A 17,410-nucleotide genomic window follows, 5' to 3' on the forward strand; every position below is an offset into this window, starting at 1 on the left:
TTGTCTCCGTGGTGTGTTTTGTGAAAAGCGTGCCGCGCGATCCGCGCGTGCGCGGCAAATCTCTTCAGCCTTCCAGCGAAACGCTCGACGAGTCGAGCCGTGCCATGCGTGAGTGCGGGGCGCCGGTCAAAGCGATCGCCAGTGCGGCAACCAGTGCGGAGGCGGCAAACGCATAGAAATTCCATTGGACTTCGACGTTGTGCGCGGCGAGATAGGCGCCGACCATCGGACCGCTCATCGCGCCGAAACGTCCGATGCCAACGGCCCAGCCGGTCGCGCTCGCGCGCGCATGGGCGCGGTAGAAGTTGGCGATGAAGCCCAACTGAACCATTGCGACGCCAATGCTGCCGAAGCCGGCGAGTGCGACGAGCGCATAGTTGAAGACGAGGCTTCCCTTGAGGGTGAGGCCGCACACCGCGAGCGCGCCGATGATATAGCCCGCAACGATGGTCTTGCGCGTGCCCAGCCGGTCGCTGATCTGACCGATGAGGATGCCGCCCAACGCGGACGACAGCATGAACACCGCGAGAAACGACAGACTCGAACCGAGGTCATAACCGAGCTTGCGCATGAGTTGCGGCAGCCACGTACCCAGGCCGTAGATCACCAGCACGGCGGCGACCTGAGCAACCCACAGGCAAATCGTTGCCCAGAAATTCTGCGGCGAAAACACTTCGCGGAACACGGCGCCAAGCGAGGGTTTCGGTGCCGCGCCGTGGCTTGCGCGTTGAAACACGGATGAATCGATACCCAGGCGTTGGGCCAAAGTCTTCGCCTGAGTTTCTCGGCCCTTCGCAAGCAGAAAGTCGAGTGATTCAGGCAGAAGCCACACGAGAAGAGGAACCGCTAACAGCGGACTTGCCCCGAGCGCAACGACGAAGCGCCATCCGTGGGATTGCACAAAGAAAATACCGATGACCGCGGATAGCAGCGCACCGAGCGAGTAGCCCGAGTACATCAGCGCGAAATTCAGATTGCGCTTGTCGGACGGCGAATATTCGACGGTCAGTGCCGCCGCCGCCGAAATGACTCCGCCAAGCCCGAGCCCGCCGATGAAGCGGCTGACGGAGAACACGAACGGCGTCGGTGCCCACGCTGCGCCGAGCATCGACAATGAGAAGAGGGCGACACAACTGATCAGCAGCAGTTTTCTGCCCACCAGGTCGCTGATCACGCTGATGAAATACGACCCGAACAAGGTACCGAACAGGGCGGCACTACCCATGGCGCCGATTTCCATCGGGGTGAGCTTCCAGACCGGGTCGCTCAGCAGGGACGGGACGATCGTTCCCATCACGCCGATGTCGTAGCCCTCGGCGACGATCGTCAGGAAACACAGAACCAGGACCAGATAGGTGGTTCTGGACGGCGGGTTGAACGAACGTAATTGCGCGCTTTCGGAGATTGCGGCCATGCCAGCACCTCAGGCAAATAGTAACGCCATTGATTGCCCGGCCATCCGATTGTCCGGCAGGTTCGGCCCGCGCTCCAGCGCTGATTCAGTGTGCGCCGCAGCGAGGTCTCACGCCTTGAACAATCCGAGGATCAGGGAGTCCGGCCGCTGAAATCAGCAGCCTAAATACAGAATGACATTCTTTTTTGCGTGCTGTCAAAGTTTTCAAAATTCCGCTTCGTTGCGGATGAACCGCTAGTGCGCTTCCGGCTCCTGCTCGCCTAGCAGCAGGTCGGCCATCATGGCCGAGATCTGGTCGATGTCGCGATCGTCGCCGATCCGGTGATTGATGACGAAGCCATCGAACGCCATCCAGATGAGGTGGGACAGCAAATCGCCGTGGACCACGCTCGCCCGTTCCCGCGGAAGCGAGTCGAGTAAAAGCTGTGTGACGAACGCCTCGACAGGTTGCAGCAGATTGACCGGCTTGCGCAGGTCCGCGGGCGCGGTCGCCAGCGCGTCGATGAGCGAGTTGGCAAAAGCATGATCGGCTGCCGGAATATCCGCCCAGATTCCACTGATGATACGGCGAATCTTGCTGCGCGGATTCGACAGCAGCATCACCTCGGTGCGCAGCGCGTGCAGTTGCCGCGTCAGCCACGGCTGATAGATCTCATACAGGATGATCAGTTTCGAATCGAAGTACACATACAGGTTCGCCACGGTGGTCCCCGCCTCGCGCGCGATCTCGGTCATGGTGGTCGCCGAATAGCCCTTGCGGCTGAATGCCGCGAAGGCCGAAGCCAGAATTGCCTCGCGAATTCCTGCTTTTTTTACCTGCGGCACCGCGCCTCCCTCGGTAGGTGATTCAACTGATTGACCCGCCATTCTAACAATCGCCTGCGCGCCGGATGTCTTGTCAGCGACGCCGCTTCAAAAAGTTTTCACAAAGAGCTTGACAGCATTTTTCGTTGAAAACAGAATGACATTCATTATTCAGCGATTCAGCACTCACCTCACGAAGGACGCCGTTCATGAATGCGATTCCCGCCCCGGAGGGCACGTTGACCGCGCGCTACGCGGAACTAGGCGCTGGACTGATTCCCGTCGAGCCCTATATTTCTCCCGGGTACTACGAGCGCGAAAAGGCGCACATCTTCAAGAAGACCTGGTTGCAGGTCGGCCGCGTGGAGGAAATCCCCGAGGCGGGCGATTACTTCGTCAAGAAGCTCGACGCGTGCGACACGGAGGTCATCGTCGTGCGCAACAAGCGCGGTGAGATTCGCGCAATGCACAACGTCTGCTCGCACCGGCTGAATCAGATTGCGTACGACAAGACCGGACATACGCGCAAATTCTTCTGCAAGTTCCACGGCTGGGCGTACGACCTGGACGGCAATTTGACGGGCGTGCCGGACGAGCAATGTTTTTTCGGGCTCGACTTCAAAGATTACGCACTGACGCGCGTCGCGTGCGACGTATGGCAAGGATTCATCTTCGTCAACATGGACCCGCAGCCCAGGCTCTCGCTCGCCGACTTTCTCAGGCCGATGTACGGCGAGGTCGAAGGCTATCCGTTCGACAAGCTGAAGGTGGGCTTCGCGTGGGAAACGGTGGTCGACTGCAACTGGAAGCTCGCGCTCGACGCGTTCCAGGAGGCTTATCACGTCGCGTATGTGCATGGCAATTCGATCGCCGACGCCATCGACAGTAGCGCGGGCGGCAGCATGCCGCCGCTCGACGCGCTGTGCGGCGAGTTCCATCGACGTCTGTCGCTGGCGGGCAACCAGAAGTCGGTCTATGGAAACCCGAAAGCGGTGACATCGGGCGGCGCGGCCGCGGCCGAAGCATTGTCCGACGCCGGTTCGAAACGCCCGATCGCCGCGGCGGCATTGCGCGCGGGCATTGGCAGCGCGCGTCATGAGTTTCCGCTCGACGCGTTGCCCAAGGGTGTCAACTGGACGAAGAGCGAGAACTGGCTGTTCGACATCAACGTGATGTTTCCGGACTTCTATCTGTCGCTGCGTCCCAACTACTGTCAGGCCTACAACTTCCGTCCGATCGCGCATAACAAGACGCTTTTCGAAGCGCGCGTGTATTACCCGGAAATGACGACGCCAGGTGGCCGATTCTTCCTCGAGTACATGAAGGTGGCGTTGCGCGACGTGCTGCTCGAAGACCTCAGCACGCTCGAACGTACGCAACGGGCGGCGGAAACCGGCGTGAAGAAATTCATGGTGCTGCAGGACAACGAGCTGCTGGTGCGGCACAGCTATCACGTCATCGAACGCCTGTTGGCGCAAGCCGAAGCCACTGTGGAGTAAACGTCATGGAACAGAAAGTCATCGTCGTCACGAAGCGCGCGGATTTCACGCAGGACGCGTCGTCACGCGCGCCGCTGCCTGCCGCCTTCGAGGAGTTGAACCGCTTTGTCGACGTGTGGGCGTTGCCGACAGAAACCGAACGGACGACGCGGCGCCATACGGCGGGCATGCCGGCCATCGTCGAATTCAAGGACGCGATGCTCGCCAGGGTCGACGACATCGTGGCATGGCTTGACCAGTTCGAACTGGACAAGCTGCCCGAAGACGCGAAGACGCTGATGTGTCTGCTGCTGTCGCTGGCCGAAGTCGCGCCCGCTATCGAGTTCTACCAGCAGCCTTTCGTGATCGACGGATACGATCCCTTCCGCTTCGTGGCGGACGAAACGTTTTCGATGCGCCCCGCCATCTGACGCTCACACGCTCGGCCAGTAAAGGATCAGATCATGCCCAAGTGCCGCATTTTTGGTGTTGACCACGCACTCAAGGAGGTTGTCGCCGACGGCCTCTATATGAAGACGATGATCGGCGAGACGATGAGCGTCGCGGTCATCAAGTTCGTTGAAACGGCGGGCCACGGCCTACCCGCGAAAGCGCATAGCCACGGAGAAGAGGCGTCGCTGCAGATCAATGGCGGTTGTTCGATTTTCGAGGTGCACGACAACGGCGCGGAGATCGAGCGGCGCCTGAACACGGGCGAGGGGATGATCATTCCCGCCGGCTTGAGCCACTACGGCGTCAACACCTACGAAGGCGCGGGCATGAGCATGCGTCTGAACGTGGTGACGCCGCCGCGTGCCGAATATCGCGGCGACGACGAGGCTCCCTATTACCCGCTGGCCGATCGGGAGAACGCATCGTGAGCGAAGCGATTCTGTCGAACGCCGGCGCCGCGCATTGCACGCTGTTGCCGGCCGTTCCCCATGAAGGCGCGGCGGCTCAGTTGCCGATCGTGCGAAATGTTGCCGACGGCGCGGCGCTTTCAGCGTCGACCCAACGCATGCAACGCGACGAGCTCGTCGAATTTGAAGCGGGCCTTCTTGGCGAAGAACTCGCCGCAGTGCTGGAAGGGCGCGTCGACATCGTCGCGGCGGATGAGCACTACGTCCTCTCGGCGGGCGAGGCCATCCTGATCCCGCCGCGCGAAGCGCGCCGCTATCGTTGCATCACGCCAGGCTGCGTGCTGTATCGCGTGACGTGCAACGCCGAAGCAAACAAGGAGCCGCAACAATGAGCTCGCCACATGTCGCGATTGTCGGCGCGGGTCATGCCGGCGGACGTGTCGCCCAGCATCTGAAAGCCCTGAGCCATGCCGGGCGAGTCACGCTGATCGGCGATGAACCGCATGCGCCGTATGAGCGTCCCGCGTTGTCGAAGGAACTGCTGCTGGGTACGAAGACGCAAGAGAGCCTCGTGCTGACCTCGCCTGACTACTGGACCAGCGAGTCGCTGACGGGAGCCGGCATTGAGCGTGTGCGCGCGAGTGCGCGGAAACTCGACGTCGATTCACGGCGCCTGCATCTGGACAACGGCGCCACCGTGGACTTCGATCTGCTGGTCGTCGCGACGGGCGGCATGGCGAGGCGTCCGCGTTTCCTCACGCAGCCCGTCGAAGGTGTGCATGCGCTGCGCACGCTGGACGATTGCCTCGCGTTGCGCACATCGCTGGAAAGCTGCCGCAAGCTTGCAATCATCGGCGCGGGCGTCATCGGGATGGAAGTGGCTTCGAGCGCGATCAGTCTTGGCGTGCCGGTGACGGTGCTGGAGGCCGGCGACGGCATCATGGGGCGCTGTCTGCCGCCGCAGGTGGCTGGATGGCTTGCACAGGAACATGCCGCGAAGGGCGTCGATGTGCGAACGCGGGTCAATGTCACGGACATCGTGCGCGCGGGCGGGGCGGACCGCGGTGCGTTCGCGTTGCGCATCGACGCGTTGCAAGACGGCGCGCCGGTGACCATCGATGCCGACTGCGTGCTGATCGCGATCGGCGTCGACTGCAATCCCGCATTCTTGCGCGGCACGGGACTCTCGGACGAACGCGGTGTCCTGGTCGATGAGTTCTGCCGTAGCCCCTCGGCGCCCTGGCTTTACGCCGCCGGAGACGCGGCCTGCGCATTGGACAGCGTATCCAGTCGCCATGTCAGGCAGGAAACGTGGCGTAACGCCGAGAATCAGGCGCGCGCCGTAGCCGGGATCATCACCGGGCGAATGGAACCGTATGCAGAGATTCAATGGATGTGGACGGATCAACTCGGCCACGCGATCCAGGTGACGGGCGTGCACGAACCCGGCGATGAAATCGTCGTGCGCGGCTCGCTTTCATCGGCGGACGCGACGGTGATTTCGCTGCGCGACGGTTGCGTGGCCGCGGGCGTGACGGTCAACCAGAGCCGCGAACGGCGGCATCTGGAACGTCTCGTCAGCGCGCGCAGGCGCATCGATACAGGCCGATTGGCCGACACGTCGGTTCCCTTGAAGGAGCTGGCGTGATGACGGAACGCAACTCGCCGATACAGTCGCTGGAGGCGCGCGTCGCCCGGCTCGAAGCGATCGACGCGATCCGCTCGCTGAAGGCACGCTACGCCGCGCTCGCCGATCAGAAATACACGAGCGACTATCAACGGCAGCCGCAACCCGTGATGCACGAAATCGCGTTGCAGCAGGCCATGTGCTTCACGGAGCGCGCGGTGTGGACCGGTGGCGCGGGTTTCGGCAACGACCTCGTCGGACGCGCCGCTCTGTGCGAATGGTTTCAGCGTTCGCCGTGGCGCTTCGCGATGCATTACTACGTGAGCGAAGCACTCGAAGTGACCGACGCCATGCACGCGACTGGCAGCTGGCGGCTCTGGCAATTCGCGCTGCGTGATGACGATGCGCGCGCGGTACTGCTTGGGGCGGTCACCGAGGAGAAGTATGAGCGTACGCCCTCCGGCACGTGGCTGATCAGTGAAATGCGCTTCACGCAGCTTCATATGATGGAGCCCGACGACCGGATGTCGCCGCTGGCAAGCGATTTCGCTTCGTTGACCGCATTGCGCAAGTCCGGACTCAGCGAAACGACCCGAACCGTTTGATGGATGGAATTCTTATGAACACATTTTCTGCAGAGCCGAATGCGGCGCGAAGCGACACGGCCACCGATCCCGCCACCGCGCGCGTGATTGCATTGTGTCCGGATCGCGCGCACGCGGATGTCGCCCACACCTGCCAGAGTACGCCGACGATCGCGGAGAACCAGTGCCACGTGCGCTCGAACGCATGGCTCAACGCGGAGTACAAGCATCTCGTACTGACGGCTCCTGAGCTCGCGCTGACGGCACGCGCCGGGCAGTTCTTTCATCTCGCGTGTCCGGCTTCAAACGACGACACGCCTTATCTTCGCCGGCCGATGAGCATCTACTGCGTGGCCGCGGAAGACAGCCGCATTGAATTTCTCTACAAGGTACAGGGTGCGGGAACACGTGGCCTGGCCCAACTTCGGCCGGGCGATACGCTCGACGCGCTGGGCCCGCTCGGAAACGGCTTTGCGCTGCCCACATCGACGGAACCGGCACATGTCCTGCTGCTTGGCCGCGGCGTCGGCCTCGCGACGATGGCGCCGCTCGCGCAGCAGGCGATCGCGGCGGGTGCGCATGTCACCGCAATCCTCAGCGCGCGCAGCGAGGCGTTGATGATGTCGGCCGATTATCTGAAAGCCGTGGGCGCCGATGTGATCACTGTCACCGATGACGAGCAGACCAGCGACGTGGTCCAGGTCGAGAGCCTGATCCGGGAAGTGCACGAGCAACGGCGCATCACATTCGTCAGCACGTGCGGGTCGAACCGCCTGCTCGTCATGTTGCAACGCGTGGCCGCGCAGTTAGGCATCCGCGGCCAGGTCGCGCTCGAACAGCGCATGGGCTGCGGTTACGGAGCGTGCTACGCATGCGTGCGGCCTTTTCGGAAAGAGGCGGGTTCACAAGAGCTCAGTTACCGCCGTGTGTGCTGGGAAGGCCCGGTCTTCGATCTTCAGGAAACGACATCATGGTAGATCTCAGCGTCAATATTGGTTCGCTCAAGCTCGCGAATCCGGTGATGCCGGCCTCGGGTACTTTCGCCGAAGGCACGTCGCAGATATTCGATCTCAACTGTCTCGGCGCAATCGTCACGAAGACGATTACTCATGACGTGCGCGAAGGCGTGCCGCCTCCGCGTGTCGCCGAGTTTCGCGACGCCACGCTCTTTTCGATCGGCATCCCGAGCAAGGGCAGCGACTACTATGTCGAACAGACCGTGCCCTACTACCGGCGCTATAGTCCGCCGCTCGTCGCGAGCATTTCGGCCAACACGATCGAGGAGTTTGGCAGGCTCGCGGAAAAAATCAGCGTGCCAGGCGTCGCGGCGATCGAAGCGAATGTCTCCTGTCCCAACCTGAAGAAGAACGGTCAGGCGTTCGGCATGGATCCGGAAGCCACCTGGCAAGTGGTCAAGGCGATGAAGTCCGCGACCTCGCTGCCTGTCTGGCCCAAGATGACGCCCAATGCGGGCAACGTCGTCGAGGTCGCGCTGGCTGCTGAAGACGCGGGTGCGGATGCGCTCGTGGTGAGCAACGCGATTCTTGCAATGGCGATCGATGTCGAGACATTCCGCCCGCGTGTGGCGAACGTCATGGGCGGCCTCACGGGCGCCGCCACGAAACCGATCATGCTGCGGATCGCCTATCAATGCGTGCAGGCCGTCAAGATTCCCGTCATCGGATGCGGCGGCATTGCCACGGCCGCGGACGCGCTCGAGTTTCTTCTCGCGGGTTGCAGCGCGGTGCAGGTCGGCACCGCGAACTTCGTTTCGCCCACGGCGATGCCGCGCTTGATCGACGATCTGACTGAGTGGTGCAAGCGGCACGGCGTGGCGAAACTCACCGACCTGATCGGCGCGGTGAAGATGCACGAACCTGTCAGTCTCCAGCAACGGGTGGCGCTATGAACGCAGTGATCCAGATAAATTCCGCCGACGCACGCGAGTACGTGCGCGGCGACGACGGTTGGTTTGCAATCGGATCGCTTGACGAGGTGTTCGGCGCGCGCGCGTGCCGTGGCATCGAGATCGAGGGCGTCAAGATCGGACTGTTCCGTGTCGACCATGAGATTCACGCGCTTGACGACATCTGCACGCACGGCGCGGCTTTGCTCAGCGAAGGCGATTTCGAGGGGCATGAAGTGGAATGCCCGCTGCATGCCGGTCTGGTCGATGTGCGAACGGGCCGTGCGCTTGCCGCGCCTGTGTCGCGCGACACCCGGCATCACGAGACCAGGGTCGAGGCCAACGTGCTGTTCGTGAGAGTGCAGGCATGAACGGCGCTCACGTGAAAGAGCCGATTGCTCCCACGGTGTCCACGCTCGTCGGCGAGCAAGCTGCTTCTGCAAAGCGTCCCCGCATCGCCGTGATCGGCACCGGCGGGACGTTTGCAATGCATGGCCGTCATCGCTTCGACTGGATCGAATACGCCGACAGCGGCGTCATCCATCCGATCGACGATCTGCTGCAACGGCTGGGCGAGCTGGTCCCGCATGTCGAGATCGTGCCCGTGCCGTTTCGCAGCTTGGGGAGCGTGTCCATCGGTCCGCGCGATTGGATGGAGCTCGCCACGCTGATCCGCGACACCGCTGCAAGCGATCCCGCGTTGACGGGTTTCGTGATCACGCACGGCACGGCGACGCTCGAGGAAACCGCGTGGTTTCTCGACCTTGTGCTGGAGCTCGATCAGCCCGTGGTGCTGACGGGCGCTCAGCGCCCGGCAAACACGGATGGCAGCGACGCCGCGGCGAATCTGCGCGGCGCGGTTGCCGTGGCCGCCGCGCCGGAGTCGCGCGGTGCGGGCGTGCTCGTTGCCATGGGCGGCCTTTTCTTCGCCGCGCGTGACGTGACCAAGGCGGCGAGCTTCGAACTCGCGGCATTCGAGGCCGCGCCGTATGGACCGCTCGGCAGGATCGATGCGGACGCCGGCGTGGTCTGGCGGCGTCGCGTGTTTCGCGATGCGGGGTCGTCGCGGCAGGGTCCGCGTTTTGCATCGATACTGGATGCAACTGCGTCGACCGCATTGCCGCGGGTCGACATTGCCATGTCGTATGCGGGTGCCGACGGCGCGGCAATCGAAGCGTTTGTCGCGGCGGGTGCGTGCGGTATCGTCTCCGCGGGGCTTGCGCCTGGGCGTCCCGCGTCCGGAGAGCGGGAGGCGTTGTGCAACGCCGTCGCGGCCGGTGTGGTGGTGGTGCAGGCCACGCGCGCGCCGCGCGGCACGGTGCCGAAGCAGCGTTTCCTCGCCGCCGACGGAATAGTCGCGGGTGGCGATCTCTCCGCGCAGAAGTTGCGCATCGCACTCATGCTGATACTCGCGAGCTTCGGCGTGAGCGATGCGGCCCCGCGTGATCGCGCCGAGGTGGATCGCGACACCGTGCAAAGGATTTTGCTCGAACTGTGAAGTGAATTGCCCGCCCGCGCCGCCACCTCATTCGATCGAACCACTCGGACTGAACATGCAATTCTCCTATCTCGTCACCTTCCAGCATCCCGACCCGAGCGCGCGTATCAGCGACGAGGATCGGCGCCATATCCGCGCGTGCGTGGAAAATACGCCTGCATTGAGCCGCGCGCGCCTGTACACGCCATCCGTGGCGAATGACTATTACACGGACGACGGTCCATCGCCGATCTTCGCCATGCAGCTCGACTTCGAACGGCTTGCGGATCTGGAATCGGCGATTGCCGCCGACGGACATCTGCAGCAACTCGCGAGGGACGATTACCCGAGCCTCGCGACATGTGTGGTCGAGCAGCAGGTCATGGCGCGGCGGCCTTTTCCGGTGCTGGATTCGCAAGCGCAGGTGCCGCAAGGGGCGTCGCCTTGCCAGTTTCTCGTTCACTATCCAGGCCGTGCCGAGAATTTCGACGAATGGCTTGCGTACTATCTGTCGCATCATCCGCAGATCATGAAATTCTTTGACGGCGTGCGCGAAATCGAGATCTTCACGCGGGTCGATTGGGTCGATGCGATGCCGTGGAAGCGGGTGCACTACATGCAGCGCAACAAGCTGATGTTCGACAGCGCCGAAGCGATCACGCGCGCGATGAATTCGCCAGTCAGACACGAGATGCGCGCGGATTTCGAAAAATTCCCACCGTTTGAAGGCAGCAACATTCATCACCCGATGTGGGCAGAAACGCTCCTTGCACTGAAGCCCTAGTTGGCCCTTTCACGGCCGTCGTGACACGGGGTCAAGAAGCGACGGCCTCTTCCATACCACACAACAATGAGCCTACATAAAGCAGGCACGCTCGTGATTGCGAGCGTGCTGGCGTCCGCATGCGCGGATGCAAATGCACAATCGAGCTATACGCTTTACGGCAGCATCGACGAAAGCATCGGGTATGTGACCAACACGAAGGGCGGCCATGCAGTGGTGATGGGGCCGATAGCCGTCCCGGACCAGTTCGGTTTCAAGGGAAGCGAAGACCTGGGAGGCGGTACCAGCGCGATTTTCCGGCTCGAAAACGGCTATTTTTCGAATACCGGCAGTTTCGCAACGGCGGGCGTGCTGTTCAGTCGAATGGCGTGGATTGGCTTGTCGAATGAGCGCTACGGGTCCGTTACCATGGGGCGGCAGTGGGACCTGACCAACGAGGTGTTTACGCCGAACGCGAATGGAGCGGTTCAGTACAACTATCTCGCCTATCATCCCGGAAATATCGACAATGCCGCGGTCACCCCGCTCAGCAATACGATCAGGTACGCGAGCCCCGTCTGGTACGGCATGTCCGCGCACGTGATGTACGGCTTCGCGGATTCGTCGACGGGGCAGGGACGCTACTTCGGCACCGATGTTTTCTACGCATCGGGACCGTTGAAATTGTCCGCCGTGTACAGCGACACACGCAACAAGGCCTATGCGTTCAACACGGCACTCGGTTATGCGTCGTTTCTGGGTCAGAATCTCGCGGGCGGCGGCGCGTTTCGTGCGAGCAGTACGCGAATCGCGGGCATGGCTGGCTCGTGGACCCCGAATCGCACGTGGGCCGTGCATGGCATATTGAACACGGTGCGAATCGCGGATGCGGCCGACGCGGCGCATGCCACGACTGCGGAGTTGGGCGTCAACTGGAGCATGACGCCATTCAACGCGGTCGTCGCGGGTGGTTCGACGACCTGGTTCAACGGCCACGCCTACACCACGGTCGCGCTGTCGGACCTGTACCATCTTTCGGTGCGCACCATGCTCTACGCCGAAGCGACGTATCAGCACGCGAGCGGTGGCGCCAAGGCGGCCCTGCCGTCGCTCGCTCCTTCGTCGACGAGTTCGCAAGCCTCGCTGCGCTTCGGCGTGCAACACTACTTTTGATACGGCGCGAGCACGTCGGCCCTGCAGGACCGGGTCGCGCTGCTCGCGGCGCCTTCTCGCCGGCATTCATCAGCGCCTCGTGCGTTGGCCCGCCTGTCTGTGCTCCTGTCATTCACTCCACGCGTTCGCGCGGCCTGTCGATTCGGCAACGCCGCGCTTTTCGCTTTATTGACGCGGCAGACTGCATTACCTTTGCACCATGTTCCGTCACGTGCTCCGATACTCGAGGACGATACCGCCCATCGGCACGCGAGGGACCTGCACCCGTTCGCATGCGCACCAGGCGAGAAGGGCTGCGGCGGGCATCAATGGAAGTAAGCCCGTTCACTTTTGGTTGCGAACTGGATGTGGAGACGCCCCCCTCATGAAGATTCATCAACTGCGCACGCTCGTTGCGATTTCCGATACCGGAAGCATTCGCAACGCAGCGAAGGCGCTCGACCTTTCGCCGGCGGCGGTCACCAAGGCGATGCGCGAACTCGAAGCCCAGGTTGGCGTGGCATTGATCGTCCGCGAGGCCTCCGGGATCATTCTGACCGATGCCGGGCTGGCCTTGCTGGCGCACGCGCGTCTGATGATCCAGCAGTTGCGACGTGCGCAGGACGAGATGGACCGCTTCTCCGGAGCGGGCCGGGAGCGGCTGACGGTTGCGCTGCCGACGTGGATCGCCATCGCGCTGCTTGGCGGCATCATGAAGCGCTTCGAGCAGGAAATGCCCGATACGCGGATCGTCTTCTATGAAAGCCTGCTGAGCGTCGCCGTGCCGAAACTGCGTGACGGCACGCTCGACCTCTCGGTCAATCGCGCCTGCCCGCCTTCATGCCGCGACGAATTCCAGCAGGTGCCGCTCTTCCTCTCGAGTTACGCGGTGGTGGGACGCGCGGGGCATCCGCTCGCGAAATGCCGCACGCTGTCGCAACTGAAGGGCGCGAGCTGGGTGTTGAACCGCGACTTCACGGAAAACGACGCCGAAGGCGACGGCCCGTTCGGAGAGTACTTTCGCCGCTACAAGCCGCGCGTGCACGTCGCACATTCCTCGTCGATGATGATTGGCCTGATCTGTAACACCGACGTCCTCTCGATCATGCCCTGGCCGCTCGCGGAACTGCTCGTCGCGAAAGAAGGGCTGTGCGTGCTGCCCGTGACGGAGACCATCCCGGAAGTGGAAGTGAACCTGATGTATCGGCGCGGAACTCCGTTAAGCGCGGCGGCGAAGGTCTTCATTCAAAGCCTGAAGGACACCATTATCGACGATGCCAATACGTCCGACCCGCTGAGCAGACGTGTCTTTCATGCGGTCGAATGCGTGCTGAGCGAACGCTAGCCATGCACTGACCGCGGCACAAAGCAAGACCTGGACCACAGCAATTTGACGCGCATTTCATGCGCGTCTTTTTTTTCGCGGTTTGACCCGTCAACGAATAAACATAACCATTTCTCACGCCGATGATAGTGCCCGGCGTTTGTGATGAAGGGAGGGCGCGCCGCGATCTTTTCCTCGCCCCAAGGCGAAGTGTCCACCACGCTGCATCTTCATACCGCGCAAGTCATCGATCTTCGCTCTTGCAGAGCAATCTCGCGCTGCACTGAACCACCTTTCGATCAGTCACATTATGTTGAAGCTCAACGAAGCAGAACGGGACGTAGTCGCTCGCATCGAGCTTCATCGCGCGCTGTGCACGCACCTGAGCGACAGGCTCTGGGACCTTGCGGAGACCGCATACTCGGAACACGTATCCGCCGATCTACAGATAAGGGAACTGACGCGTGAAGGCTTTCGGGTAATGCAAGGCCTTGCGGGCATTCCGACCGCGTTCGTTGGGGAGTGGGGCGAGGGCGGACCGGTGATCGGCCTGTTGGGCGAGTACGACGCATTGCCCCAGTTGAGTCAGGTCGCGGGCTCCACGACGCGCGCGCCGGTCGTGACTGCCGGCAACGGTCATGGCTGCGGCCACAATCTGCTGGGCGGCGCCGCGTTGCTCGCCGCGCTGGCGGTTCGCGATCATTTGCGCGACACAGGCGTCGCCGGCCGCATCCGCTATTACGGTTGCCCCGCGGAGGAAGGCGGCGCGGGCAAGACGTTCATGACGCGTGCCGGTGTGTTCGACGACGTCGATGCCGCATTGACGTGGCACCCGTCCAGCATCTACGCGATCGACGCGATGTCGACACTCGCCACGCTGCACGCGCGCTTCACGTTTTCCGGGCGGGCTGCGCATGCAGCCGCCGCGCCGCATCTCGGACGCAGCGCACTCGACGCGGTCGCTTTGATGAACGTGGCGGCCAATTACTTGCGCGAGCACATTCCGTCCGACGCGCGTCTGCACTATGCGATTCACGATACAGGCGGCCGCGCACCGAACGTCGTGCAGGCGCGCGCGGAGGTGGTCTACCAGATACGGGCGCCCAAGCTCGAGGTTGTGCAGTCGATCCATGCGCGTCTGCTACGGATCGCCGAGGGCGCCGCGATGATGACCGAGACGACGATGCACGCGCGCGTCGAGAAGGCGATGTCGAATATGCGCCCGAATCCCGCGCTCTCGGAGCTGATGTATGCGTGCATGCAGGCACTCGGCCCCGTCCCGTTCGACGACGACGACCGGGCTTTCGCGCACCGGATGCAGCAAGCCATTTCAAAGGAAGAGGCGCGCGCGAGTCTCGCCATATTCGGCGCCGCGCATCTGAAGGGCGAACTCCACGACGCCATCTTGCCGGCGGAGCGGATGCCGCCCGTGCTGGCCGCGTCGACCGATGTGGGCGACGTCAGTTGGGTGGTGCCGACGGCCCGCTGCCTCGTGCCGTGCTTCGCGCTCGGCACGCCGTTCCATTCTTGGCAACTGGTTGCGCAAGGCAAGTCGTCGCTTGCACACAAGGGGATGACGCATACCGCCAAGTTGCTGGCCATCACGGCGGCAGCGCTGTATCACGATCCGGCCACGCTTGCCGCCGCGAAACGGGCGCTGCAGGAGCAGTCGGCCGACGCGGCGTACCAGTGTCCCATTCCGTCCGGCGTCGAGCCGCCCGTCGCCGCTGCCGCCGCTGCCACCGGTGATTCGCGCCGGCGTGGCGCGTTTCCGTCGCAGTATGCAGGAGTGCAATCGTGAGTCAGTTGTCGAATGCGCGCGTGGCCGAAGTCGCGGCTCTCGTCGATGCGAAGAAGGATGGCTTGATCCGGCTCTCCGACGAGATATGGGGATTCGCCGAAACACGCTGGCAGGAGTTTCAATCCGTTGAAGCGCAGCTCGCCGTGCTCGAGCGCGAAGGATTCCGCGTGACGCGCAACGTCGGCGGCATGCCGACGGCGTTCAGCGCGCAGTGCGGAGAGGGTGGTCCCGTCATCGGCTTTCTCGGCGAGTACGACGCGCTTTCGGAGATGAGCCAGGTCGCGGGAGCGGTCGAGCCGAAGCCGGCTTGCGAAGGCGCGAATGGCCACGGGTGTGGCCACCATCTGCTCGGCGCGGGCGCGATGCTGGCGGCAATCGCAACGCGCGACTATCTCGCGCGCCACCAGCTTCCAGGCATCGTGCGCTATTACGGTTGCCCCGCGGAAGAGGGCGGCGCGGGCAAGACCTACATGGCGCGCGCAAACGCATTCGATCATCTCGACGCGGCGCTCGCCTGGCATCCCGGTCCCTATTCGGGCGTGTTCAAGTACAAGTCCCTCGCCGTCATTCAGATGGCATTCCGGTTCGTGGGGATCGCATCTCATGCGGCCGCCTCGCCGCATCTCGGCCGCAGCGCGCTGGACGCCGTCGAACTCATGAACGTCGGCGTGAACTTCATGCGCGAGCACATGCCATCGGATGCGCGGGTGCATTACGCGATCACCGATGCCGGCGGTTACGCGCCGAACGTGGTGCAGGCCAATGCTGAAGTGTTGTACGTCGTGCGGTCTCCCGATCTCGACGACGCCCGTCAGCTGGTGGCCCGCGTTGAGCAGATTGGACGCGCCGCGGCGCTGATGACCGATACGCGGGTCAGCATCGAATTCGATCGCGCATGCTCGAACGTGTTGCGCAACGGCACGATCGAGCAATTGCTGATGGACACGCTCGTGACGCTCGGCGCACCGCCTTTCGACGAAACCGACCAGGCATTCGCAAGCGAACTGACGCAGCGGCTCACCGACGCCGACCTGCGCGAATGCATCGAGTCGTATCGCGGCGATCCGCATGAGCGTGGCCTGAGCGTGCGCGCACTTGGACTGCGCGATGAGCCCGGCACGCTAACGGGCTCGAGCGACGTCGGCGACGTGAGCCGGATCGTGCCGACCGCGCAGTATCTCGGGGCGTGTTACGCGATCGGCACGAACATGCACACGTGGCAGCTCGTCGCGCAGGGCAAGCTGCCGGCTGCGCACAAGGGGATGGTGCACGCCGCGAAGGTCATGGCCGGCACGGCGGTCCAGTTGTGTCTCGACCCCGCGCATCTCGAGGCCGCGAAGGCCGAGCTCGCACTTCACACGGACGGGCGTCCCTACGTCAGCCCGATTCCGCCCGACGTGCAGGCGCCGCCCTCGCGAACGGCGAAGCATCCCCCAACCGAACAAGAGAAGGTCTGACGTAACCATGATTTCCTACTTCCTGACTGCCCGGGAACACACGTCGCCCGCGGAGGCCGATGCGTTTGCCGAGTTCCGCGCGAAGCTCGCGCGGATTCCCCTTCTGCGCTCCGCCGAATTGCACAGACCGGCGGCCGTCGAAACTTATCATCGCGACGGCGCCGCGCCGCGCGCCGCGATGAGACTCGTATTCGATTCGATCGAGGCGCTGGAGTCGCAATTGATGCCCGGAGGCCAACTGCGCGAATTCGCCGGTTCCGCGTTGTGGCGGCATGTTGCCGGAGAGCAGATGACGCAGCAGGCCATGCTCACGCGGACTTTCCTGCCGCTCGGCCGCTTGCCGCAAGGCGCGGATAGCGAGCAAACATGCAGCTACCTCGTGCACTACCCCGGACAGGCGGAGGACTTCAACGCATGGCTACGCTACTACGTCAGCCACCATCCGCAGATCATGCTCGACTATCCCGGTGTGATGCAGGTGCAGGTCTTCACCCGCATTGACTGGTGCGACGCGATGCCTTTCGAGCGGGTCTCTTACATGCAGCGCAACCAGTTGACGTTCCCTTCGATCGACGCGTTGATGCGCGCGCTCGAATCGCCCGTGCGCACGCGGATGCGGGCGGATAACCAGAACTTTCCCGCGTTCTCGGGTAGTGCAAAGCACTTTGCGATGCGCACGTCCTTCGTGGACGGAATCTGACCCGACCCAGGCAGGCCCGGTTTCAAATAACTATTAATCTCTTAATTGGTTTGGAGTGCGTAT

The 17,410-nt window shown here is 62.9% G+C and carries 18 protein-coding genes; 16 read left to right on the forward strand and 2 right to left on the reverse strand.

From position 1 onward, the window contains the following. Window positions 1–64: 64 nt before the first annotated feature. Together PQR42_RS03470 and PQR42_RS03475 are read right to left on the reverse strand one after the other, a co-directional pair. Window positions 65–1,414 carry an MFS transporter gene (locus PQR42_RS03470; RefSeq protein ID WP_408382483.1) on the reverse strand — a complete coding sequence of 450 codons (1,350 nt, stop codon included), beginning with the start codon at window positions 1,412–1,414 and terminating at the stop codon, window positions 65–67. Window positions 1,415–1,648: 234 nt separating this feature from the next. Continuing rightward, the gene (locus tag PQR42_RS03475) at window positions 1,649–2,281 is read right to left on the reverse strand and encodes a TetR/AcrR family transcriptional regulator (protein WP_408382485.1); all 633 of its coding nucleotides are present in this window, start codon (window positions 2,279–2,281) and stop codon (window positions 1,649–1,651) included. 146 nt (window positions 2,282–2,427) lie between these two features. On the opposite strand from PQR42_RS03475, the gene PQR42_RS03480 reads away from it, so the two are divergent. From PQR42_RS03480 to PQR42_RS03555, 16 genes are all read left to right on the forward strand, one after another. Then, the gene (locus PQR42_RS03480) at window positions 2,428–3,717 is read left to right on the forward strand and encodes an aromatic ring-hydroxylating oxygenase subunit alpha (RefSeq protein ID WP_408204856.1); all 1,290 of its coding nucleotides are present in this window, start codon (window positions 2,428–2,430) and stop codon (window positions 3,715–3,717) included. 5 nt (window positions 3,718–3,722) lie between these two features. After that, a complete protein-coding gene (locus PQR42_RS03485; protein WP_408382488.1) occupies window positions 3,723–4,127 on the forward strand; it encodes a hypothetical protein in 405 nt (134 codons plus the stop codon). Window positions 4,128–4,160: 33 nt separating this feature from the next. Then, a complete protein-coding gene (locus tag PQR42_RS03490; RefSeq protein WP_408382490.1) occupies window positions 4,161–4,577 on the forward strand; it encodes a cupin domain-containing protein in 417 nt (138 codons plus the stop codon). Continuing rightward, window positions 4,574–4,948, forward strand: coding sequence for a cupin domain-containing protein (locus tag PQR42_RS03495; protein WP_408204858.1), 375 nt, complete (start codon window positions 4,574–4,576; stop codon window positions 4,946–4,948). Before PQR42_RS03490 ends, PQR42_RS03495 begins: the two co-directional genes overlap by 4 nt. Continuing rightward, entirely contained in the window at window positions 4,945–6,204 is a 1,260-nt protein-coding gene (locus tag PQR42_RS03500) for an NAD(P)/FAD-dependent oxidoreductase (RefSeq protein ID WP_408382492.1), read from the forward strand. The genes PQR42_RS03495 and PQR42_RS03500 overlap by 4 nt, the downstream gene beginning before the upstream one ends. Then, entirely contained in the window at window positions 6,204–6,788 is a 585-nt protein-coding gene (locus tag PQR42_RS03505; protein WP_408382494.1) for a nuclear transport factor 2 family protein, read from the forward strand. The genes PQR42_RS03500 and PQR42_RS03505 overlap by 1 nt, the downstream gene beginning before the upstream one ends. Before the next feature lie 14 nt (window positions 6,789–6,802). Next, on the forward strand, window positions 6,803–7,744 hold the full coding sequence (locus PQR42_RS03510; RefSeq protein WP_408382496.1) for a dihydroorotate dehydrogenase electron transfer subunit: 942 nt from the start codon (window positions 6,803–6,805) through the stop codon (window positions 7,742–7,744). Continuing rightward, complete coding sequence (locus PQR42_RS03515; protein ID WP_211613966.1) at window positions 7,738–8,676, forward strand: dihydroorotate dehydrogenase; 939 nt, start codon at window positions 7,738–7,740, stop codon at window positions 8,674–8,676. The genes PQR42_RS03510 and PQR42_RS03515 overlap by 7 nt, the downstream gene beginning before the upstream one ends. Then, window positions 8,673–9,044 (forward strand): non-heme iron oxygenase ferredoxin subunit, encoded by a 372-nt coding sequence (locus PQR42_RS03520; RefSeq protein WP_408204862.1) that lies wholly within the window; start codon window positions 8,673–8,675, stop codon window positions 9,042–9,044. The genes PQR42_RS03515 and PQR42_RS03520 overlap by 4 nt, the downstream gene beginning before the upstream one ends. Next, entirely contained in the window at window positions 9,041–10,171 is a 1,131-nt protein-coding gene (locus tag PQR42_RS03525; RefSeq protein ID WP_408382498.1) for an asparaginase, read from the forward strand. The genes PQR42_RS03520 and PQR42_RS03525 overlap by 4 nt, the downstream gene beginning before the upstream one ends. A 55-nt stretch (window positions 10,172–10,226) precedes the next feature. Continuing rightward, window positions 10,227–10,934 (forward strand): hypothetical protein, encoded by a 708-nt coding sequence (locus PQR42_RS03530; protein ID WP_408382500.1) that lies wholly within the window; start codon window positions 10,227–10,229, stop codon window positions 10,932–10,934. Between the two features lie 66 nt (window positions 10,935–11,000). After that, window positions 11,001–12,086 (forward strand): porin, encoded by a 1,086-nt coding sequence (locus tag PQR42_RS03535; protein WP_408382502.1) that lies wholly within the window; start codon window positions 11,001–11,003, stop codon window positions 12,084–12,086. 364 nt (window positions 12,087–12,450) lie between these two features. Further along, entirely contained in the window at window positions 12,451–13,410 is a 960-nt protein-coding gene (locus PQR42_RS03540) for a LysR family transcriptional regulator (RefSeq protein WP_408204866.1), read from the forward strand. Window positions 13,411–13,699: 289 nt separating this feature from the next. Continuing rightward, window positions 13,700–15,190: an amidohydrolase gene (locus PQR42_RS03545; RefSeq protein ID WP_408382504.1), complete on the forward strand. Its 1,491-nt coding sequence runs from the start codon at window positions 13,700–13,702 to the stop codon at window positions 15,188–15,190. Then, window positions 15,187–16,647 (forward strand): M20 family metallopeptidase, encoded by a 1,461-nt coding sequence (locus PQR42_RS03550; RefSeq protein ID WP_408382506.1) that lies wholly within the window; start codon window positions 15,187–15,189, stop codon window positions 16,645–16,647. The genes PQR42_RS03545 and PQR42_RS03550 overlap by 4 nt, the downstream gene beginning before the upstream one ends. Window positions 16,648–16,654: 7 nt before the next feature. Then, entirely contained in the window at window positions 16,655–17,347 is a 693-nt protein-coding gene (locus PQR42_RS03555) for an EthD family reductase (protein ID WP_408382508.1), read from the forward strand. The last annotated feature ends 63 nt before the right edge of the window (window positions 17,348–17,410 follow it).

The sequence above is a fragment of the Paraburkholderia sediminicola genome, assembly GCF_046027355.1.
GTDB classification, from domain to species: Bacteria; Pseudomonadota; Gammaproteobacteria; order Burkholderiales; family Burkholderiaceae; genus Paraburkholderia; species Paraburkholderia sediminicola_B.